Origin of the sequence: Microbacterium sp. A84, from assembly GCF_051842815.1 — a bacterium.
In the GTDB taxonomy this organism is placed as follows: Bacteria; Actinomycetota; Actinomycetes; order Actinomycetales; family Microbacteriaceae; genus Microbacterium.
The window spans coordinates 64,734-86,351 of sequence record NZ_JBPXMS010000002.1 but is presented as its reverse complement, the minus strand read 5'-3'; the positions used below and the strand labels follow the sequence as shown (position 1 = coordinate 86,351).

Sequence of the window (21,618 nt, the reverse complement as noted above, 5' to 3'; positions counted from 1 at the left end):
TTTCAACGAGCGCCGCCATCTCCTCGATCACCTTGTCAGTGATCTTCGAGATCGTCACCTTCGACACGGGTGGGGGCTATGCCGACCATTCCGTGCTGTCACCCCGGGCAGTGTCAGATCGTGTACTTGGCGGGCGATCTGAGTGGATGGAAGCCTAACCCGGTAACGCACGTCCTCTCGAGGGACGGTACCCGTCAGATCACGTTTGTCAGCTTGGCTCGCAGGATTGATCCAAGCAGTTCCGCAAAGTGCTTCGTAGTGTGGATATTATCCAGCTTCACTGGAACGTTGCCGACAAATCCGGGGCATGCGCCATCTACGCAGTACCAATCTTCGGTGCGCACGTACGTTGCACCGGTAGCGCGAGCCACCGCACGATCGGCTTCCGCGACCTGATGGTACGCAAGCTCCAATCCGGCGGTGCACGCAGACGGGGTGCTCCCTGGTTTCGCGCAATCCGAGAGCACAGGGCCCTTTGGTGGCGATTGAACCAGAACGACGACGCCGGCGTACTTCTGCACTTCTTGGACGAGCTTGAAAGTTGCGAGCGCCCACTCGGCGGCCCCGCCCTTGTCTGGCGGTGCCTTCGATGAAATCTTCTGTACGTGAGAGTAGACGTTCTGGATGAAGACGACGTCCGGTTTCGTCTCGGCCACCACATCGAGTGCGGCCGACTGGTGGGCAGCGCAACTATCTGCCCGTTCTTGCGTATCGAAGTGCATAACGAGCTCAATCTGTGGGCACGACTGCATGGTGGTTCCACGTACGTTCCACGCATCCCCCAGGGCAGAGCGCACCGTAGGAATCAGTGTGATCGCTGTGGAATCACCCATGACGAGAGCCGTACGGCCTGCACCCTCATTCGGGAACCAGCAGGTATCTAGATTGCTGAGATCCGACGGTGAACACCCCGTCCGTTCGTCAACTCGCCCCAATTCCGCGACGTCGCCGGGAGAAACTACAAGCGTCGGCCAATCGTCGGCGGCAAGCGCTGAGCTGAGCAGCTTGGTGAGCTCCTCCTGGGTCTGTGGGGTGATAGGCACCATGCTTGCCGACGGGGAAGCATCGGCCGCCGCTGCGGGGCGGAGAACTATAACGGACGTCGTCGCCACGAGAGTCATTACAACGACGGTCGCGGCGATCGTGTACAGGTTTGACTTACGATCGGAACCTTTCTCCAACCAGTGGGAATGACGGATCGGATCTTCGATCAGGTGATAGGTCGCAACCGACAGGACGAGCGTAACTGCGAGGACGGCGAGGAGGAATCGTCGCTCATGGTGCTCGAAGTATGGGCCGATGAAGACGATGACTGGAAGGTGCCACAGGTACAGCGAGTACGAAATATCACCGACGTAGCTGCTGGCTCGATTCGACAGTGGCCAGACTGACGCTTCGCTCTCCGCGCCTGTACCGGCTCCGATGATGAGCGCTGTTGCAGCTACCGCGACGAGCGCACCTGGTACCGGCATCCCGTCCGTCTCGGTGACGGCCATGAGCGAGTAGGCGAGGCCAACGATCCCCACCCAAGCCAAGTAAGGGCGGAGAGCTTCTGGGATGCGCGCGAGCTGTGTTGCGGCGAGAGCAAGGAGAGCGCCAACGCCGAGTTCCCATGCGCGGGTGAGCGTCGAAAAATACGCCCACATCGGGACCGTGTCCACCTGATGTGCCGCCCAGACGAGAGAGCCGACTGTGATCAGCGCTAGCATGACGCCGAGAGCCAGCTTCAAGGCCCGTCGTTGGTAGAGGGCAAACGCGACGACAGCGATGATGAGCGGCCAGATGACGTAGAACTGCTCTTCCACGCCAAGCGACCAATAATGCTGAAGCGGTGACGTGGTTCCATCGTCAGCCCAGTAGTCGGTGCCTGTGATGGCGAACCGCCAGTTACTGACGAAGAATGTTGCCGCGAGGGCGTCGCCAGCGATCTGGCGCGCGCGTTCCCCGCCGATTAGCAGGTAGCTCAAGGCAACGGTTACGGCGAGGATAAGCGTAGCGGCAGGCAGGATGCGCTTCACTCGTCGCTTGTAGAAGGTGATGAACGAGATCCGCCCGGTGCGGTCGACCTCCCGCAACAGCAACGCGGTGATGATGAAGCCCGAGATCACGAAGAAAACATCGACACCAAGGAACCCGCCTGAAGGTTCCCCGACCGCATGGTTCAGGATGACGGCGATGACAGCAACGGCGCGCAGGCCTTGAATATCGCGACGGAACGAGGTGCGTTTCGTGTGCTTGGTCACGGTCGCATGGGGATGTGCTGACACCCCAATACACTATGCGACTCCTGCGACTTGCACGCAACTGAAGCGCTCCAGATTTGATGTCGCATTCTTTTGAGTGGAAAGAATGTATGTCAGGCCAAAGAAGATTGATCCTGATTTCCGTGAACGGGCGGTGCGACTGGTATGAGAGCACCAGGCGGAGTACCCTCACTCCCGACCGCGTCAGCGGCCGTTGCCCTTCAGGTTGAAGGCGAGATGAGTTTCTGCGCCGGGTGTTGTAAGCCGATATCGACGTCGGCACCCGGGACAGTGTGACCCCGGTCGAGCACGCCGAGATCAAACGAATCAAAGCGGAGAACAACCGGCTCCGCGAGGACGTTTCGATCTCGAAAGTAGCGATGAGGTTCTTCGCGGGCGAACTCGACCCCGCAACCATTGAAGCCGGGCTTCAGCGACACGATGAGAGCCGAAGGGCGCGCGGTTGAATCGATCTGCCTGATCCTGCGCGAGCAGGGCTACCAGATCGCCACGCGCACTTACCGGGCGCGGCGCGGCGGCGCGGCATCACCACGCGTACGATCAGCGACGCGCGGGTCACCGACGCGGTCCGTAACGTCGCGTGGATGAGCGCCGTAGACGCGACAGGAAGAAAGCGCCGCAAGTTGTCGTCGGAAAGGTTGTATGGGTGACCACGGTCAAGGACAGCAAGACCGTGCAGATTCGCACCGACACCTAACCCGACCGCACGCGCCCCCGTATCTGACCTCACGGTCGGGTGCGGGGCCTTCTGTTGATGTATGCAGCAGATCAGTCCAACACGTCGGACAGATCGTCGCGGAGCACCGGGGCAAGCACAGCGGCATACTGTTTTGTTGTGTGGGTGCTGTCGCTCTTCAGCGGGATATTTCCTGCAAAGCTGGGGCAAGCCCCGTCCACGCAGAACCAGTCTTCGGTATTGACATAGCGAATCCCAGTGGCCCGCGCGACAGCGCGCTCCGCATCGCCGACAAGTCGGTAGTCCGTGTCGGGCTTCGATACACAGGCCGCAGGCGCACTTCCGGGCGCAGCACACTCAGAGAGCACAGCGCTCAGCGGGGGAGACTGAACCACAACTACCGTGGTCGCGTGCTTCTCGAGTTCTGTGATCAGATCGGCGAGAGCCAGTCCCCATTCGACCGTTCCGCCATCTTCGGGTGCAACCTTCGATGAGACCCAGTTGACCTGCGTGTACACGTTTCGCACGAAGACGATGTCCGGCTTCATGGACGCTACAAGTTCTAGGGCTGCAGCCTGGTGCGGGATGCAGATATCCGCGAGATCCTCGGTACGGAAGTTCATGTGCAGTGGAAGCTGAGGGCAACCCGCCATCGTCGTTCCGCGCACATTCCATCCTTCACCGAGCGCAGCGCGGACTGTCGGGAGCAGGTTGATCGCCGTCGAATCACCCATGACAAGGGCCGTTCGGCCCGCGCCGTCATTCGGGAACCAGCAAGAGTCAGGATCGGACAGATCTGTCCGATCGCAGCCCTGCCAACGTTCATCGGATTGCCCGTCCTCAGCAACGTCACCAGGCGCAGGCGAAAGGGCAGGCCATTCGTCCGCGGCGAGAGCTAAACGCAAGTGTTCGGTGAGCTCCTCCTGGCTCTGCGGTGCGATCGTCGCCGCGGCAGGCGCGCTTGCAACGGTGATATCCGGGCGGAGGGCGAGGACGGACGTAGTTGCAATGAGGCCGATCACGACGGCGCTCGTGGCGATCGTGTAGAGGTGTGACCTGCGACCTGTATTGGTCTCCAACCAGCGGGAACGGCGGATCGGATCTTCGACCAAGTGATAGCTGGCCACGGATAGCACTGCGGTGATCGCTAGCACGGTGAGTAAGAACCGCCGCTCGCGATGGGCGAAGTAGGGGCCGATAAACACGATCACCGGAAGGTGCCAGAGGTACAACGAGTAAGAGATGTCTCCGATGTAGCTGCTGCCCCTGTTGGATAGCGGCCACACAGCGGCTTCGCTGACTGCGCCGGTGCCAGCACCGATGATGAGCACAGTCGCGGCCACCGCAAGAACCGCACCAGGGACAGGCATCCCGTCTGCTTCGGTTACGGTCAGCAGTGAATATGCGAGCGCCGCGATCCCGGACCACGCCAGGTAGGGCCGCACGCGCTCGGGTATCCGCGTCAGTGAATTGGCAGAGACAGCAAGAAGGGCGCCCGCCCCAAGCTCCCAGGCGCGGGTGAGTGTAGAGAAATACGCCCACATCGGTGCCGTGTCAGTCTCATGTGCTGCCCATGCCAGGGAGCCGATAACGATGAGCGTGAGGATGACGCCGAGAACAGGTTTCAGCGCACGCCGCTGGTGGAGGATCAGCGCGACCACACCGATGAGGATTGGCCACACAACATAGAACTGTTCCTCGACTCCGAGGGACCAGTAGTGCTGCAGCGGGGATGTCGTTCCGTCATCTGCCCAGTAGTCCGCACCAGTCGCTGCGAATCTCCAGTTGCTGACGAAGAACGTTGCGGCGAGTGCATCGCCTGCGATCTGTCGAGCACGCTCTCCTCCGTGAATCACGACGGACAGGGCAACGGTGACCGCAAGAACGAGAGTCGCTGCGGGCAGGATGCGCTTGACGCGACGCTTGTAGAACTGAACGAACGAGATGCGCCCAGTTCGATCTACTTCTCGCAGTAGCAGCGCAGTGATGATGAACCCCGAGATCACGAAGAAGATATCGACACCGAGGAATCCGCCAGACGGTTTCCCGACGGCGTGATTCAAGATGACGGCGATGACAGCCACCGCGCGAAGGCCTTGGATATCACGACGGAAGGCAGTCTTCTTCGCGCCTTCTTGGGAAGCAGCCATTGGAGGGGAGGTCACTTGATCAGATTAGAGGAAACGTCCACGTCCGATGAGCTCGAGGCTGCAACGCATGAATGTCGCGTGCTCAGGATGTCGAGGTCTTCGGGTGCCGGGGTGCATCGTCGTAATGCTTCTCAAGATCTGCATCGGAAGCGGCCAGATGACCCAAGGCACATCTCGACCGTGGGAACGGGATGAGTTCTGCCACCACCCCAGCATCGTTCGGTGCGGGCTCAGCCGCCGTGGAGACCAGACCCATCGGACGGTCGCGGCAGCAGTTACATTGACGATTCGAAGCGCCCGCACTCCGTACACCCCGGCAAGGCTATCCGATCGGCGTTCACCAGCTGTGGCAACATTCGGATGCAGGGTCACAGGGTGAAAGCCCGTGGTCAACGCCTTCGAGGCCGAATCAACTAACCAAGCCAGGCTAGATTCACCGCTAATTTTACAAAGCCGGCCGCATCTATCCACGGAATTCTGCTCGTCTACACCGTCCGGGCCTGGAGTCTTCGATCTGCCGTTGATCGATTGGTCGGCCAGGAGCCTGTCAAGCGTCTCAGCCGATCCTCTGAGTCGTCGTTAGTTCCGGTCGCTCTTTTGCTCGATGCGCGCTCGATGCCAGTTACGGACGTCCCATTCCGACGTACTCGAACCCGCCAGCCCGCCAGGTTGCGGGATCGAGGCAGTTTCGCCCGTCGATCACTTTCGTCTGGGCCATCAGAGAGGCAGCATGTGAAGGAGTGAGCCCGTGGCGGTACTCATCCCATTCCGTGACGATGATCGCAAGTTCCGCATCGCGCAGAGCCTCGTCAATATTCGTCGTATACGTCAACTGAGGTTGTTGACGCTTTGCATTTGGCGTGGCTGCGGGGTCGGTGACGACCACTTCAGCTCCCAGACCGTGCAAGCGCACAGCGATGTCAAGGCCGGGAGAATCGCGCACATCATCACTATGAGGCTTAAACGCTGCGCCAAGTACAGCGATGCGCTTCTTGAAGAGGACACCGCCCAAGGCGGCAGTAGCCAGGTGCACGACACGATCGCGACGGCGAAGGTTGATCTGATCGACCTCGCGCAGGAAGGAGACCGATTCCCTGCGTCCCAACTCCTCCGCACGTGCTGCGAGCGCCCTGATGTCCTTTGGCAAACACCCACCACCGAACCCGATGCCGGCACCGAGAAAACGGCGGCCGATCCGATTATCGTGTCCGAGCGCGTCGGCAAGCGTGGTGACGTCGGCTCCCGTCACCTCTGCGATCTCCGCCATGGCATTGATGAACGAGATCTTCGTTGCGAGGAACGCGTTGGCTGCAACCTTTACGAGTTCTGATGTCGCATAGTCAGTGACAATGAACGGAGTCGACGCCTTGGCAGCTGTGTGATACAAATTCTGAAGCGTCTCCGCAGCAGCTGACCCACCGTCAGAATCAGGGACGCCGACTACAATCCGATCAGGCGAGAGGGTGTCTTGGACAGCCCAGCCTTCGCGGAGGAACTCAGGGTTCCACACGAGGGTTGCCCCTGTGGCCGTGATGCGCTCAGCGAGTTTCGCCGCTGTACCAACAGGCACCGTCGACTTGCCGACTACTAGATGACCGGCTGACAGCAGCGGCAGCAAGCTGTCGACCGCCGAGTTGACGTAGGTGAGGTCCGCCGCATTGCTTTCGCTCTGCTGCGGCGTTCCGACTGCGATGAAGTGAATGGTTGCGTCACCCGCGTCCGCGAAGTCGCTTGAGAAGCGAAGGCGCCCGGAATCAAGGCCAGAAACCAGCAACTCTCCAAGGCCGGGTTCAAAGAAAGGTGCGTCGCCTCGGGCAAGGGTGGCGATCTTCCCCGCATCGACGTCGATACCAACCACATCGTGGCCGATCGAGGCCATTGCTGCCGCATGGACGGCGCCCAAGTAGCCGCAGCCGATCACCGATAGTCGCATGTGTACTCCGAAGTGCTTGATAACGCGAAACGTCTCCGCGCCCAACCCAGCCTAGAGGACTTGAGTGAAACAGCTATGATCCAGACGGCTCGACGAAGATGAAACCGCAGAATACTCGGTCGTGCCGAGGGGCCTACTCGTCTTCGATAGCCTCGAGGATCGGATCCATCAACGTAGGCGCCAGACTTTCCACGTCCGTACCGGTCACGTGGTGACGATCTCGGTAGACGACTACATCGCCGATCACCATCGGACAGCTGTCAGCAGTGCAGTAGAGATCGGTCCCTAACAGTCCTTCATCGCTATGTCGTTGCGAATCGCAGACACGGCCGGGGTCAGTGTGGACCCCTGTTCGTTCACGCAACCATCATCAAGCAAGAAGTTCGCACCCACGCACTGAGCGGTAGCGTCAAACGGGACTGAATCTCGGGGCGGGCTCCTTGTTGGAAGTCCGACATCAGCTTCATGCTTTGTCTTCTACGGGAACAACCGTTCGCCGCAGGTTCCAAGGTCGCCAGATCCAGAAGTCACTAGTCCAGAAACGCCAGGAAACCACATCAAGCGGTGCCGTGGCGAGTCCGCGGCTGAAGCTCACGGGGTCCATGGTCGGACTCTTCGACGCACGGCGGGGGGTGCTGATTATACCTGCCACAAAGCCGAAGCACACCATAAACAGCGGCAACATAAACTCGGAGAACAGCCCCCAGCCGGTGACGGCAGTGAGGAGCAGGCCAGGAACGGCGCCGAGCAAAGCAATTGCGTATCCGTCGGCAGGATACGTTCGATTCCGCGCCGTCCGCGCCGTCCGTGCCTTCCGCGCCGTCCACGATCGCACAATCACAACGACGATGGGCACGAAGAACAAGACGGTGAGAATCAAACCGAGCTCGGCTGTCATCAGCAAGAAGGAATTATGGACAGGAAGATCCGGTTTGGTGTATTTATCGAAGAGCGAGACGACAGCGATGTAGGAGTTCGGTCCGATTCCGAACCAGGGCTCTCTGGAGATTTGCTCCAGCGCTGCGGGGATCAGCTGCGGACGTGACCCACCGAACGGGTCAAAACGTGACCGTTGGAGCACGACAAGCAGAACGGGGATCGCAGCGACGACCAACGCCCCGATAATGACGAGCCGAGTACGGAGGCGAACTCGCATCCCAAACAGGAACCAAACGAAGAGAAGCACGCCGGTCGCAGCGATGTTGGCTCGTCCGTACGTGAGGCCGATTGTGATCATCGCGAGGCCAATAGTGGACCATGAGAGCACGCGGATACTCTTCGTGGCGGACCGGGTCAGTGGCAACGCAAGGACGAGGACAAAGAAGAGGGCCTTGGCGAGGGTGCCGGGGTGTCCGAGTGTGCCGTTGACTCGTGTGATGATCTCGCCACCAGAGATGAGAGTGCCAACGTCTCGGACCCCGAGAAGCTGGAGAGCGCTCTTGCCGGCCTGGGCGAGTGCGATCACGAACAACGTCAGAGCGAATCCCTGCTGAATGCGTTCGCTTTCCTTGAATGCGCGCGCGAAGGCAAAACTACCTGCCCAAGCGATGAAGCCGATGACGTAAAGAAGAACGCCTGAGAAGCGTGCCACGTCTTGCTCCCAGCTCACGAGCAGGAGTACCACTGCGAGAGACGTGAACAGCATGAATGAGATCGGCATGCTTCCTCGAAGGCGAGAAAAACCGACCACAAGAATCAGTAGCACGGCGAAGACCGAGTAAGTGTGTAACGAGAGACCAGCGCTTGCCATCCCGGAGTGATCATCGTCGCCCGCGATGAAAGTGACGATCTCGCGCGGGACCACTGCGCAGGAGAAGATCAAGCCAGCAAATACTGCAGTCTTCGGCGTGAACGCGATCGACACGGCAGCGAAAGCGAGCGCACCGATTGCGAACAGAGTTACGTTATCCATATTCATTTCCTCCGGTGCGTTACATCGATCGCATCGCGATACACCTGTTCATACTGCCTCGCCACGGTATCCCAATTGCGACCGTCCATAGCCGGCTCAGTTGTGCGCTGACTAGCTTCAGCATCACGGATCGCTGCGGCAAGTTGCTCGGCGTCGAGGTCGTCAGAGAACGTGTATATCCACCCATCTCCAACTTCTTCGCTTAACTCCGTTCCGGCTGCGGATGCAGGAACGAGCACTGGCACTCCCAGAGAGAGAGCAGCAAGGGCAACGCCGGAATTGTACAGCCCCTTGTACGGTAGAACGACTAGTGAGGCAGCCGTGATTTCTCTCACGAGCTCATCATCTTCGACATAACCGAAGCGAAAGCTGATTCGATCGTCGGAGTCGGCCGCGCTCTTGAGGGACTGCTGTGTTTCACTATCGGCCTTTCCTACGACGCGCAGGCTCGCATGTGCATCGTGGGTTGGAATTTCATGGAAAGCCGTGACCAAATTGTCGACGTTCTTGTACGGCCTTATCAGGCCGAAGAAGAGGACTCGTCCGGGAATCTGTGGAGACCGTGTGTACGAAGTGAATCGTTCCCGATAGTGCCCGTGCAGAATGGTCGCAGTGTTGGTGGCAGCAACTGAAACTGGCTGCCGGTTGATCAAGATCGCGGTAGTTGTGTTGCGCTCGAGCATGCGCATTGCAGCGTTGACAAGCTTGCTGGGCTGTTCGTGTGGCTCCAGGTTATGCAGAGTGCGGACGATGGGCCTACGCAGCAGTCGGGCCCGTGCTATGAGTCCCCACAGCAGTGCGGCCTTCACTGAACGTATCAACGGCCGTCTCGAAGTCATGAGAGCTTCAGGCCAGTGCACGTGGAGTACGTCCCAGCGCTTTAGTAGAGCATTCTGCCAACTGAAGTAAACGAATTCGACATCATCGCTCGCGTGTGTCACGACTTGGTCGATGTAGCGGGTCGTGGTGTCGGGAGCATTGGTGGATTGAAGTACCGTCACCCGAGGATGGAGAGATGAATTGTGGTCGGTCATGAGAATCCTTTTCGGACAGCATGCAGGACGAGTCGCACGTCACTGCGGAACGAGCGGAAGGCGAGAATCAGTAGTGCGCTGGTGCCGAGTAGGGTGCCTAGAGCAAGAAGTGCCCCGGGTACGCCGTCAAGCCCGGACAGGCGCCTCACGAACTCACTGAGCGCTGCCGCGAAGCCATAGAGCAGTAAGATACGAAGCCCGTTGGTAAAGATTGCGAGGCCCGGAGCGTTCGACCGATGGGAGACCCAGATCACTCCGAGGGGCCACATCACTGCGGTCGCGATCGTGTATCCCCAAGCGACCCCGGGAACACCTCCGACTGCGGCGCCGAGAACGATTGCCCCGATAATGATTGGCCGTGTGGTCAGCGACCATGCGAGCAGACGACCTGATAGCCCGAGCGCCAGGAAGCACCAGTAGGTCGCATATCCCGCGGCTTGGAAACAGCCCGCAATGGCGAGGACGCGGAAGATCTCAGTGACACCTGACCACTGGTCGCCGAGGATTACGGTTACGAACGGGTCAGCTCCGAGCCAGGCGGCTGCGAACACGATCATGATCAGATGCAACAGCATCGTCTGCCCTGTCAGCAGATAGCGACGGAAACCTGGAGCGTCATCTTGCAATCGTGATAGAACAGGCATCGCGACTCTGGTGGCAGGCGCATTTAGTTGATTCAGTGGCAACATCAAGAATTGGAATGCCTTGTTGTAGATACCGAGCTGAGCCGGACCGAAGAATGCTCCGACGATCACAGAATCGATGTTGCGGCTGGCGTAAGTGACTACCTGCGAGACGAAAATGTTCGCACCGAAGGCAACGAGGGATCGAATCTCGGTGTTGCGTCGGTAACGAGTTGGGCGCCACTTCGCGACGTATATCGATCCGAGCAAGGTCGCCAAGGCTGTGATGATCTGCTGCGCGACCAGCGCCCAGTACCCGCCACCAGCAAGCGCAAGGAAGATCGCAATAATGAGGCCGGTGAATGGGGCCACTGTCTCAGTGACGGCCAGGGCAGACAATCGTAAATCGCGGGTTGCTTTAGCGCGAAACTGCGTTGTGACCCCGTTGATGAGGAAGGTGACGCTGAGCGCGAGCACGATGGGCACGAGTCGGGGTTCCCCGTACAGCGCAGCGATCAAAGGAGACGTCGCCGCGACTACGAGGGTGGCAACCGCCCCGATCCCCGTGTTAATGAAGAACAGATTGCTCTGTTGCTGATTGCTCAGGGTTTTTGCCTGAATCGCCGCGAACGAGAGACCAAAATCACGGAGCAGTTCAGCGACGCCGATGATCGCCACGACCATTGTCAGGTATCCGTAATCCGTGGGCGACAGTAGCCGGGCGAGGATCACGATCCCGGCTAGTTGTATGAGAAGTCGCGCTGCTTGGGCGCCGATCGTGAAGGTCGCCCCACGAGACGCCTGTCTTCCGATACTCACGTTGAGATCATCCGCCACTGGAGCTACTTCGTCCAGAGATGGCGGGGGAACGCCTCGAGCAGGTGTCTCGGGTCAAACTGAGGGCCGTCTTGACCGCCCATTTCGCGTGCCTCTTCGACCGAAGAGGCAAACTCGGCTGGGCTTCGTCCCGTTCCGAGCATGTAATCGTCGTACTTGAACTTGGGTTCATGCAAAGAGCGGATGAAACGTGCGGGGATGCCAAGCGACTCTGCAACAATCACACCGTGCAACGACGACCCGCACACAAAATCGCTGTTGGCGATGCGTTGCAACACAGCCGTCACCGATGAACGAGGGTTCAGGACATCTTGGTTGCGTGGAGACGCCGCGAAGTCGTGGAAGTTCGGCACGACCGTGAGTTTGCGTTGTTCGCCAGCGCCCGACAGCTTCTCTCTTCCGAACAGCGCGCCGAGCAGAAGCGCGGGGTCACCATATACCTCAGGCACGGTAGCTCCGCGTTCGGTGGCCCAAGCGCGGGTCAGCGGACCACGCACCGCCGTGAACGCTACATCCTCGAAGCGAACCTCATGGTCAATTGATTTGCCGTTGACGCCAGTGCCCCAGACAGCGTCGCCGGGCCGTGCAAGGCCGAGAATCGATCCAACGGCAAGGACTCGTTGTGCCGCGTGTCCAACCGGATTTGCAAGCCCCTCCTGGGAGAGGATCTCATTAATGATCAGGGGGCCGAGAAGATCTCCAAAGTTGTTGATCCGCGGGCCTACAGCACCCAGGCGATTGAGGGGGCCGCTTGCCCGAAACCGGCGGGGGTTCCAATGAACAATCTCGATCCCACGGTTCCGCGTCATTTCGTTACCTTTCGGAGGACAAAGATGGGGTTGATCAATGCGCCGTGCGCAAGCGAACCGAGGGCGGATAGATAACGTTTCTTCGAGAAACTGACTCGTGCCGCACGGATCTTTCCTGCAGCGCGTAGTTGCTTCTCCGTGAGCAGGTCGGCTTTGATCCCCAAAGCTTCTGCATAAAAGCCGCGGATTCGCTCCTTGTCGCGAAGCGCAGCTTCGGCAGCTGTGCTCGATTTGCCGTCATACATGCGATATCTCATTGAGGGCATCTCGTGCATCAGGACGTCGCCGACACGCGCAAGCCGGATGATCAGCTCGTAGTCTTCCGCATAACGCGTGTTCAACGGTGTGGGTGCCTTCGCGGCTGCATCTACTAGTGCAATGCGTCGCACAACTGCCGCGGCGGGCGGCCACGGGCCGAAACCCGTGCGGATCAGAGTTTCAGGCGTCACTGATTCGAAATGGCGGGGACGAATGCCTAGTTCTCCGGCAGCGGTGAATCCTTCGATCCGCCCGGCGCAGACAACAGCGCTCTGGTCATCGTTCAGCATTTCGATCGAGTGGTGCACACCAGCAGCGATGAGTTCGTCATCCGCGTCGAGGAACGTCACAAGCGGCGCGGAAGTCTGAAGGAGCCCATTGGCTCTTGCGGCAGATGCGCCTTGATTGGTTTGGCTGATCACCGTTGCGCCGTCTTCTCGGGCGGCCTGCGCGGTGTTATCCGTGGAACCATCGTCGACGACTGTCACGCTTGCGTCGGCAATTTTGAAGGCACTGCGCACGGCTGCCCCGATGGTGTCCTCAGAATTGAACGCCGCGATGATGATGTCGATCTTTGTCATACTGCGACCACCTGCTCCGTACCGAGATAAGCCCCGACGAGGCGATCGTGAGTTGGGATGGCTCGCAGTGACTCGACGACCGAGGCTGCGCCGTCGATAACCTCCTGGCGGGCGTGTGCATTCTCGAAGAATGCGGTGACCTTCGTGGCCAAGGCCTCGGCGGGTCCGACAACGCTGTGATAGCCGAGGGAGCGCAACGATGGTTCATCGCGACAGATCACGGGCAACCCTTCGGCTAGGGCTTCGACAAGAGACATGGGCGACGCTTCCCACGCTGCAGTGTGTATGTATAAGTCAGCGTTGCGCAGAGCCTCCGAGATCTGCATCTTGGTCTGCCAACCAGTGACGACCACGCCCGCATCTTCGAGATGGGTGCGCAGGCCTGGATCGCCGTCACCGATCCAGATGAAGTTGGTGGCGGGCGCACTCCTCGCGACAGTGGCGAAGAATTCTGGGTCTTTCTGGGGAGCGATACGCCCGACAGTGATGACCGTGCGACCGCGGGGCCTGGATGGCTCGAATTGCTCGATTGATCCGAGATTTGACACGCTAGTCACCTTCGAAAGCGGAACGAATCGAGCTGCTTCGTCCGCTTCATGTGGGCTTACGGCCACGACGGTGTCGGTAAACATTCCCATTGCCCGCTCGACAGCCCGGTACATGAATTTATGCGCGGCGCTGATATCTGTGCGCTGGAATGCGAAGCAGTGCGGGGAGTACACCACGCGGGGTGCCCCTGCGATTGGGCGCAGGACACCGGCCAGACTGGAATGGAAGTGCACCGCTACTGGCTGACGGTCGCGCACGATCTTGCGCAACTGCGTGGCGAAGTTAAGGAAGGAGCCGGTGTGCGCGATGCTCTCTGCCTCTGCTGGAACGGAGGTCTGCTCGCCCGCGCGGACTCTGCCATAGATTACATGTTTGAGATCGGGAGTCTGCTCGATGAAATGTGCGATCGCTGACTGGACGCCGCCGCCGAAGGCCTCCGTGACATGGACGATTATGGGTTTCGAGTCGACGTTCATCGTTCCCCTGAGATGACGGCTCGAACGTCGCGTTCAATGCGTTGTTCAGCGGCGGTGATCTGTTCCCGTTGCGCTCTGATTGACTCCCAGTACTTCTGTGGGTCGCGTTCGATACGTTCCATGAGCTCTGCGATCTGCGGGAGGGTTGCGTCTCGAGCGGAGATCGCATACTCAGGGATGCCGAGATCAGCAAAAGCGCTGTAGCCCTTTCGCTCGTAGCTGAGGTGGATCGTGGGGTAACCGGCAATCAGTGATGACAGGGACCCGTGTAGTCGAGTGCTGACGACGATACGCGGGGTTTTCTCGCCGAGGACGCTAGCGAGAGGCGGCGCTTCGGCCTTGGCATATTCCGCGGTGAGGGGGGCGTCATTGTTCGCGCTACCCGTCGCTTGGACTGCCCAATCGAACTGATCAGAGTCACGGACCTCAGCGAGAAGGTCGTAGTACCGTCGGGGGTCGCCTAGATTGCGCGCGATGAACACCGGTCGCCCCAGCGCGCCAATCGGAGTGGCGTCGACGTTCCGAGCCCATTCCAGAATCGCCATATCAGGCACCCGCTCCACGTTCGACAGCTCTGCCAGGTCGCTCGCGGTGCGGTCGTCACGAACATAGACCCGACGCACACGTCCTAGGAGTTTGCGAGTTCTTGCACCGTAGAGGCGCCCGTACGGTCCAATGCTCTGTGGAAAATAGACGCTCTTGTCGCCATGACGTGCGGCGAGCTTCACTTGTCCGTGGTGCGCCCCCCAGCTCTTGAGCGATTCAACCGTGCTACCGCCGCGTAGATACGCGCCGCCAACTGCAACGATCAGATCTGCATCACGAGCGACCTTGCGCACCTCGTTTGTCGGCCCAAGTACACCCGTCAGCGCCATTGAGATGCGTCGAAGTGCGCGCGGGAACTTCAGTGGCGAACGCCATTGCATAAAACGAGGATCATCGAAACCATCGGCGTCTGAAGCAACTACCTGATACGTGAACTCGGGTGAAACGCGGCGGACCAGGTCGATCGCCAGATCGACGAGAAGCCCATCGCCGGAGTTTGAAGGGCTGTATGCGTGGAGTATGAGCACATGAGGTGGTCGGTTAGCCGGCGAGATACTTGGCAAGATATCGCCTTTCATCTGTGTGTCTTTGGAATGAGACAAGGGCGGCTCGGTGAGCCTCCTGCCGCGCGGGTAGCGAGCGGCTGAACTCAGCGATGCGAGCGCCGAACTCACTCGGGTCGGCAAAAATGAGCAGTGGCCCCTGGGTGGCCAGATCGCGGAAAACTTCCAGGTCTGAAGCGAATACTGGCCTTCCGCGTGCCCAGGATTCCCAGATCGTCATCGGGTTGAGTTCCCAGCGACTCGGCATGAACAGCGCATCTGCCCAATCCAGTTCAGCTGGGAGCGTATCTGTGTGCCCGATGTACTCGACACGGTGTGGTTGCGGAGTCGAACTAGCAAGAGATTCGGCACTCGCGCGGAGCTCACCATCGCCTGCGATTCGAAGGTGAATTGGCACGGAACTCGCCTGCAGAAGGACCCGGATGCGATCGAGGCCCTTCTGTTCGGTCAGACGTCCAGCGAAAAGAAGGCGGACTGCGTCGAGTCTGCCGTCGCGTGGGGGCAGCAAATCGTCTGATCTAGCGTCACTTACGTTTGCCTCAAACCGGATCGCGTCGCGACCGGCGAATCTGTGTTCGGCGATTTCCTCTACGGCGCGGTGGCTCGGTGCGGTCACGAGCCCTGCGTAGTTCACTGAACGTCGGACCAAGATGTCTTCCAGTTTCCCAATCAGCGCTTTGCTGTCCTCTGACGGCAGCTGATGAAACGTGGCTGCGAAGCGCTTGGTTCGCAATATGCGAGTAGAACCGATGCCGAGCACCATATGACTCGCTCGCATGAGCGAGTAGATGCTTTCTGCGGCTTGGAGGTAAGGCGCAAGCTTTCGCCGTGCGTCCACGATGCCGAGCGGAGTACGTGCTGCGTCCAGGTAGATGGTCTCGGCGACGTCGTCATGGAGCGACTCAGAGTTCTGATTGCCGCGGAAAAGGACGACGAGCCGGACTCTGTCACGCGGTAAACCGCGCAGGACACCCTGAAGTGCCTTTTGTCCGCCCCCGCCCTGAAGCCATGGTGCAACGACAAGGATGCTGGGCTCCAAGTCGGTAACTCCTTCAGTCGCGTTGGGGGATGCGATATGTGGGTGGCCAAGTAATCCCCCCGGTCCTGGCCAAGATCAGTATTTCACATGCTGCCTGAGTCGTTTGCTGGGACTGCCTTGGGCTGGCTGGGAGGAAGACGGGCGGCGTGAATCAGTCGCGATCTAGCGAACGGTCCGATCAGCGATCGCTCAGGGCCGTTGCCGATAGACTTCCACGGTGCCACACGTGTCCCGAAAAGAGGCGCGCGCCGCTGCTGAGCAGCATACGGTTGCCGAAGCCCAGAGTCGCCAGGAGCGTCGCCGCAAGCGCGCTCGCACCACCTGGCTTATTGTCGCCATCGCGGCCATCATGCTGCTCCTCGCGGCCTGTTGGGTGGGGTTCCGAGCCATTACGGTGAAGAACGGCCTCGAGAAGAGCCAGCAGTTGATCAGCGACGTCCAGAACGGTGGTGATGTCGACGCGGCGCTCGCCGGTATCTCTGAGCACGCAGCCAGTGCCGGAGCTGCGGCATCCGACCCGGTGTGGGCGGTCCTGGAATGGATTCCCGTCGCCGGCGACAATCTGAAGGGCGTTCGCCTCGCAGCGCAGTCGCTCGACCTACTTGTCAACGACGTCGCGTTGCCCGTGGTTAACACGAGCGAGCAAGGGCAGTCGCTGCTCTCACAGCTCATGATCGTCGCCCAGGCGCAGTCCGAGCAGATCGGGCAGCTCGCAGACGATCTGTCCGCGGTCCGCGAGTCGCCGTTCCTTATCGGTCAGGTGCGCAGCGGCGTGGAACTGGTCGACGACGTTGTCGGGGCCGCGGCGCCGGCACTGGAGATGCTTCCGACTCTGCTCGGCGCTGACGGAGCACGAAACTATCTGCTGGTGTTCCAGAACAACGCAGAGACCCTCGCGCTCGGCGGCAGTGCAGCCGCGCAGACGCTGGTGAACGTCGACAACGGCAACATCTCGATGGGAACGCAGGGCAACAGCGGCAGTTACAAGAACGGCAGTGCCATCGACGTCGAGGTCCCGCAGAGTGCGACCGACCTGTACACGAGCTACCTGGTCGATCACATCAACACCAGCATGAGCCGCCCTGACTTCCCGACCGCTGCACAGATCATGCGCGCCTGGTGGCAGCGCGATATCGCGCCCGACCAGATCGACGGCGTCATCTCCATCGACCCGCTCGCGCTGTCACGCATCCTGGTGGCCACCGGCCCGATCGAGTTGCCGACAGGCGACGTGCTCACGTCGGACAATGCGATTTCGTTGTTGCTGAATGACATCTACAAGCGCTGGGATGCCTATAAGTACCCCGACCTCGTCGACGGCTTCTTCGCGGCGGCGGCGGGCGCAGTCTTCGACAAGGTCGCGACCGGCAGCTTCAACATCAAAGACATGGCGTGGGCGATCAATGAGAGCGCCTCGCGGGGGAGTATCCTCGTCTGGAGCGACGACGAAGCGGTCACCGAGGCGATTGCGGGCTCGCGCGTCAGCGGCATCCTGCCGACGGACAACGGCGAAGCCACCACCATCGGTGTGTACTTCAACAACAGCAACGGCTCGAAGATCGATTACTACACGGAGACGGCCGTGTCTGCAGGCGCGGTCTGTGAAGCAAACAACGCCACGTTCAGCGTGGATGCGTCGATCTCGCTGCCGATCTCTCAGCAGGAGGCAGATGGACTGCCACGCTATGTGCAGAGCATGACGTACGGCACGACCTTCCGTGACTGGGTCTTCGTATACGGCCCCCCAGGCACCACACTGGCGGACGCGACAGTCAACGGTGAGAAGGCTTCCGTCATGCACCGTGACATCGACGATCTCGGTCGCCCGGTTGTCGCGTTCGAGGCGTGGTTCAACCCCGGTCAGCAGGTGAGTGTGAACGCGACGTTCACTGGGCAGGGCGAATTCGGCCCGCTCGCAGTGCAGACGAATCCGATGATTCGTGGTGCTGCTCCGGTCGTCACTGACGGCTGCGCCAACTGAATCGGGCAGGCGTGCCCATCTGTGAGTAGAGACCGAGTGAGTTAGAATAACTCCGGTTCTGTGTCGACGCTGGGGAAAGCCCAGCGCGACCAGAAGCGATCGGACGAGGGGGTGATCTGCATAGTCGTAGATACTGTGCAGACGCACGCAGCGGGGGCTGAACAGGTGGACAATTCGGCAGGGATGCCAGCCGTTCGACCACGACGCGGCGTGTGGCCGCGACGCTATGCGAGTCGGCTCTTCTACAGTGACCTCCTCGTGCTGGTTATCACCCTGGTCGGGGGATGGCTGCTCGTGAGCCCCGGAATCTACTCCGCAGTCACCTGGTCAGGTGGGCCCAGGCTCTCCTACGGTGCGGCGCTGGTGATCATCGGCGTGATCTGGTTGCTCGGCCTCGACGCGACAGACAGCCGCGATCGACACATGGTCGGTCAGGGCATCCTCGAATACCGCCGCATCGCCGACGCGACGGTCGCCGTCTTCGCGATCACCGTCGCTCTCGCGTTCTTCTTGGGGATGAATCTCTCCCGTGTACTCGTCGCCGTGATCTTTCCGGTCGGGCTACTGCTTCTCGTCCTCTCGCGCTGGCTCTGGCGTCAGTGGCTGCGGGGTAAGCAGAGGAAGGGACTCTATCTGCATCGGGCAGTGCTCATTGGTGAGCCCTCGAAGGTCAAGCATGTCGCCAAGCAGATCAGACGCACCTCGGGCAGCGGCTACACGATCGTCGGTGTCATCACCAACGGAGTGCCTTCAGAGGGCATTCCTGATCTGAACGTTCTCGGCGACATTGCCCATGCCGAGACAGCCCTGGATGACGCGAACATCGATGCGCTCATCATCGTCGGCTCCGACGACCTTGACCCCGACACGATGCGTCGCCTCGGCTACGCGGTCTCTGATCGCGATATCCAGCTGATCATGGCCCCGGCGCTCACCGACATCGCCGGCCCACGTCTGCACAACACCCCGGTTGCGGGGCTGCCTCTCGTACACGTCGACTTCCCTCGCATGGAAGGCGCCAAGCGCTTCCTCAAGCGCACCTTCGACATCGTCGGCTCCTCGCTTTTGCTGCTGCTGCTGTCGCCGGCGTTCCTCGCCACAGCGATCGCAATTCGCGTTGACGGACCGGGCAAGATCTTCTACCACCAGGAGCGCATCGGCCGGGGTGGTCGTCCCTTCGGGATGCGCAAGTTCCGCTCGATGGTGGCTAACGCCGACGACCAGCTCGCCAGCCTGCTCGACCTGCAGGGCAACAGCGACACACCGCTGTTCAAGGTGAACGACGACCCCCGCATCACCAAGGTCGGACGCTTTCTGCGCAAGCACTCCGTTGACGAGCTGCCTCAGCTCATCAACGTGCTCCGCGGTGAGATGAGCCTGGTCGGGCCGCGCCCGCAGCGTGACTCCGAAGTGGCGCTCTATGACGACATCGCTTACCGGCGTTTGCTCGTGAAGCCTGGCATGAGTGGGCTCTGGCAGGTGAGTGGCCGCTCCTCCCTGTCGTGGGAGGAGACGATTCGTCTGGACCTGTACTACGTCGAGAACTGGTCGCTCACGCAAGACATCATCATTCTGTTCCGCACCGTGCGCGCGGTCGTCGCGCCGGGAGCGTCCGCGCACTGACTCCTATAGCGACCGGTAGCCGAGGCGCTTCTTTGCTTGAGCGACCAGCTCATCTGCGAGGGTGTCGCTGAGTAGCGCGCTGAAGCTCACCCGAGAAGGGAACGACGCTACTTGCTCTGCGCGCCGGAACAGTGTCACGAGCGGCTCATCATTGATGGATGAGCGGTGGTAGAGCCCGTCAAGATCATCCCCGTGGCGCTCGTCGATCGCGCGAGCCCACGCCTGGGTCGTGTGCTTGTCGTCCATCATCATCGACGCAGCCGCGCCATTGAGCACCGGCCAGTTTGTGGTGAGATCCAGTAGCACCAGCGGCCGCGACGGGATCCACGCGACAACCGTCGCACCACCCACCGAGCGGTCAATGACGCGGGTCGTTTGATACACCTCGCCGAGAGCAGCGTGTGGCGTCGTTGCGGCGTACAGCACTCCGATGTCGGCATGCATGTCAGCCGGCGGCGGGTGCGGGTCGAAGCGCATGCCTGGAACAGGTCCGTATCGACGCAGCTCGTTCCAGGCAAGAGCATGAGAGCCTTCTGTGCGGAACACTCGCCACAGTGCACTCTGGAAGCTGCGCCGGTGCGCTGTCTCAAAAACGAATGCGGCTGGGGGAGTAGCGGGAACCTTCACGATTGCAAGAAGCTGTCCAGCACGCCGACCACCATCTTGATGTCGCCACCTTTCAGGAGCCACTCAATGGGGGTTACAGCAACTGAGCTTGAACCGCTATCCATGCGGAGGTCCTCTTGTGGTGTGGACATGAAGCCTTCCACCGATGCGGGGTGCATACCCTCGGGGATCGCCTCAACGATGGCGGCAAGACCCGGCAGTACCGGCTGCGTGGAGTTGCCGGTGAACTGCCACAGCGGGTAGCGGCGCTTACCTCCGGTCAGGAAGGCATATAGCAGTCCTTTGGATTGGCGGTGCCGCACGCGCGAATCGTCGATGCCGAGCATTTGCGCGACCTCGGTGGCACTGCTGGTATCCAGTAGCGAAGCCAACTGGGCCTCGCGTTCTTCGCGTGCAAGGCCGCCGCCGGCGACGTGGGTCTCTGTGTCGACGAACTCCGCGGAGGTGAACGCCCCCGACGTGATCAGGAAGTTGACCTGTTCCTGTGAGAGTGCACCGCCGCGAGGCTGACGCTTCGTCAATAGTTCAGCAGACTCATTGATGAGCATTGCCACGTCGTTATCGCGACCGCGAGCTCGGGCGGCCGTCACGAGTGCTTTGACGCTCCGAAGAATATGCACATCGTAGACGTCCGCGTCCCCGACAGTGTTGATGGTCATACTGACTCCTTCAGTGGAACCCTAAGGGCTCCGCGCACTTGACATCTTAGTTCAGATAATGCGTGCGCTCAAGGCGTGATTCGGAGGCTTATGCAGCGTGACTCTTCCGCTCCGGCGGAGAGAGAGGCAGAATAAAGATGCCGGCAGAAGCCGCCGGTGCTACGACCACTTGTGAGGGGACCCGACATGGGAATCGAAGACATCGTCAACAAGGGCAAGGACCTGTTCGAGCAGAACAAGGACAAGATCGAAGAGGTCGTCAAGAGCGAGCAGGCCGAGGACGTCAGCGACAAGGTTCTCGACGGTGTCGCCGACTTCGCCAAGAAGATCGCTCCGGGAGCCGCCGACAAGATCGACGAGATTCGCGACGGTGCCGACAAGGCCGTCGGCAACGAGTAATAGTTTCGCGAAAGGCGGCACACCTTCGGGTGTGCCGCCTTTTTTGTGCCTGGCCCATGTGATCAATTCGGTAGGTCGC

At 60.3% G+C, this 21,618-nt stretch carries 16 protein-coding genes; 3 read left to right on the top strand and 13 right to left on the bottom strand.

Going from position 1 to position 21,618, the window contains the following annotated elements; genetic code table 11:
* Nucleotides 1-194: 194 nt before the first annotated feature.
* The 11 genes from ACSU04_RS10845 to ACSU04_RS10795 all read right to left on the bottom strand — a co-directional run bounded on the left by ACSU04_RS10845 (nt 195) and on the right by ACSU04_RS10795 (nt 15,974).
* Entirely contained in the window at nt 195-2,267 is a 2,073-nt protein-coding gene (locus tag ACSU04_RS10845) for an acyltransferase family protein (RefSeq protein WP_439289492.1), read from the bottom strand.
* A 765-nt stretch (nt 2,268-3,032) separates the two neighbouring features.
* Nucleotides 3,033-5,105, bottom strand: coding sequence for an acyltransferase family protein (locus ACSU04_RS10840; protein ID WP_439289491.1), 2,073 nt, complete (start codon nt 5,103-5,105; stop codon nt 3,033-3,035).
* 607 nt (nt 5,106-5,712) lie between these two features.
* Complete coding sequence (locus ACSU04_RS10835) at nt 5,713-7,023, bottom strand: UDP-glucose dehydrogenase family protein (RefSeq protein ID WP_439289490.1); 1,311 nt, start codon at nt 7,021-7,023, stop codon at nt 5,713-5,715.
* A 463-nt stretch (nt 7,024-7,486) separates the two neighbouring features.
* Nucleotides 7,487-8,935: an O-antigen ligase family protein gene (locus ACSU04_RS10830; protein ID WP_439289489.1), complete on the bottom strand. Its 1,449-nt coding sequence runs from the start codon at nt 8,933-8,935 to the stop codon at nt 7,487-7,489.
* Nucleotides 8,936-8,937: 2 nt separating this feature from the next.
* Nucleotides 8,938-9,969, bottom strand: a complete 1,032-nt coding sequence (locus ACSU04_RS10825; RefSeq protein ID WP_439289488.1) for a glycosyltransferase family 4 protein — start codon at nt 9,967-9,969, stop codon at nt 8,938-8,940.
* Nucleotides 9,966-11,411 carry a lipopolysaccharide biosynthesis protein gene (locus ACSU04_RS10820; protein ID WP_439289487.1) on the bottom strand — a complete coding sequence of 482 codons (1,446 nt, stop codon included), beginning with the start codon at nt 11,409-11,411 and terminating at the stop codon, nt 9,966-9,968. Before ACSU04_RS10820 ends, ACSU04_RS10825 begins: the two co-directional genes overlap by 4 nt.
* A 23-nt stretch (nt 11,412-11,434) precedes the next feature.
* Entirely contained in the window at nt 11,435-12,238 is an 804-nt protein-coding gene (locus tag ACSU04_RS10815) for a polysaccharide pyruvyl transferase family protein (protein WP_439289486.1), read from the bottom strand.
* Nucleotides 12,235-13,077, bottom strand: a complete 843-nt coding sequence (locus tag ACSU04_RS10810; RefSeq protein ID WP_439289485.1) for a glycosyltransferase family 2 protein — start codon at nt 13,075-13,077, stop codon at nt 12,235-12,237. The genes ACSU04_RS10815 and ACSU04_RS10810 overlap by 4 nt, the downstream gene beginning before the upstream one ends.
* The gene (locus tag ACSU04_RS10805) at nt 13,074-14,102 is read right to left on the bottom strand and encodes a glycosyltransferase (protein ID WP_439289484.1); all 1,029 of its coding nucleotides are present in this window, start codon (nt 14,100-14,102) and stop codon (nt 13,074-13,076) included. The genes ACSU04_RS10810 and ACSU04_RS10805 overlap by 4 nt, the downstream gene beginning before the upstream one ends.
* Nucleotides 14,099-15,226, bottom strand: a complete 1,128-nt coding sequence (locus tag ACSU04_RS10800) for a polysaccharide pyruvyl transferase family protein (protein WP_439289483.1) — start codon at nt 15,224-15,226, stop codon at nt 14,099-14,101. Before ACSU04_RS10800 ends, ACSU04_RS10805 begins: the two co-directional genes overlap by 4 nt.
* On the bottom strand, nt 15,189-15,974 hold the full coding sequence (locus tag ACSU04_RS10795; RefSeq protein WP_439289482.1) for a glycosyltransferase family 4 protein: 786 nt from the start codon (nt 15,972-15,974) through the stop codon (nt 15,189-15,191). The genes ACSU04_RS10800 and ACSU04_RS10795 overlap by 38 nt, the downstream gene beginning before the upstream one ends.
* 493 nt (nt 15,975-16,467) lie before the next feature.
* Between ACSU04_RS10795 and ACSU04_RS10790 the strand changes: the two genes are divergently transcribed.
* A complete protein-coding gene (locus ACSU04_RS10790) occupies nt 16,468-18,231 on the top strand; it encodes a DUF4012 domain-containing protein (protein WP_439289481.1) in 1,764 nt (587 codons plus the stop codon).
* A gap of 258 nt (nt 18,232-18,489) precedes the next feature.
* On the top strand, nt 18,490-19,854 hold the full coding sequence (locus ACSU04_RS10785) for a sugar transferase (RefSeq protein ID WP_439289480.1): 1,365 nt from the start codon (nt 18,490-18,492) through the stop codon (nt 19,852-19,854).
* Nucleotides 19,855-19,857: 3 nt separating this feature from the next.
* On the opposite strand, the gene ACSU04_RS10780 is transcribed toward ACSU04_RS10785, so the two are convergent.
* Nucleotides 19,858-20,481, bottom strand: a complete 624-nt coding sequence (locus tag ACSU04_RS10780; RefSeq protein ID WP_439289479.1) for an RES family NAD+ phosphorylase — start codon at nt 20,479-20,481, stop codon at nt 19,858-19,860.
* The gene (locus ACSU04_RS10775) at nt 20,478-21,140 is read right to left on the bottom strand and encodes a hypothetical protein (protein ID WP_439285995.1); all 663 of its coding nucleotides are present in this window, start codon (nt 21,138-21,140) and stop codon (nt 20,478-20,480) included. Before ACSU04_RS10775 ends, ACSU04_RS10780 begins: the two co-directional genes overlap by 4 nt.
* A 186-nt stretch (nt 21,141-21,326) precedes the next feature.
* Between ACSU04_RS10775 and ACSU04_RS10770 the strand changes: the two genes are divergently transcribed.
* Nucleotides 21,327-21,539, top strand: coding sequence for a hypothetical protein (locus ACSU04_RS10770; RefSeq protein ID WP_439285993.1), 213 nt, complete (start codon nt 21,327-21,329; stop codon nt 21,537-21,539).
* The last annotated feature ends 79 nt before the right edge of the window (nt 21,540-21,618 follow it).

Coding starts and splice junctions, on each gene's coding strand:
- ACSU04_RS10775 (WP_439285995.1), bottom strand. CDS start 21,140: ATGACCATCAACACTGTCGGGGACGCGGACGTCTACGATGTGCATATT.
- ACSU04_RS10835 (WP_439289490.1), bottom strand. CDS start 7,023: ATGCGACTATCGGTGATCGGCTGCGGCTACTTGGGCGCCGTCCATGCG.
- ACSU04_RS10825 (WP_439289488.1), bottom strand. CDS start 9,969: ATGACCGACCACAATTCATCTCTCCATCCTCGGGTGACGGTACTTCAA.
- ACSU04_RS10805 (WP_439289484.1), bottom strand. CDS start 14,102: ATGAACGTCGACTCGAAACCCATAATCGTCCATGTCACGGAGGCCTTC.
- ACSU04_RS10795 (WP_439289482.1), bottom strand. CDS start 15,974: ATGGTGCTCGGCATCGGTTCTACTCGCATATTGCGAACCAAGCGCTTC.
- ACSU04_RS10810 (WP_439289485.1), bottom strand. CDS start 13,077: ATGACAAAGATCGACATCATCATCGCGGCGTTCAATTCTGAGGACACC.
- ACSU04_RS10830 (WP_439289489.1), bottom strand. CDS start 8,935: ATGGATAACGTAACTCTGTTCGCAATCGGTGCGCTCGCTTTCGCTGCC.
- ACSU04_RS10770 (WP_439285993.1), top strand. CDS start 21,327: ATGGGAATCGAAGACATCGTCAACAAGGGCAAGGACCTGTTCGAGCAG.
- ACSU04_RS10800 (WP_439289483.1), bottom strand. CDS start 15,226: ATGAAAGGCGATATCTTGCCAAGTATCTCGCCGGCTAACCGACCACCT.
- ACSU04_RS10815 (WP_439289486.1), bottom strand. CDS start 12,238: ATGACGCGGAACCGTGGGATCGAGATTGTTCATTGGAACCCCCGCCGG.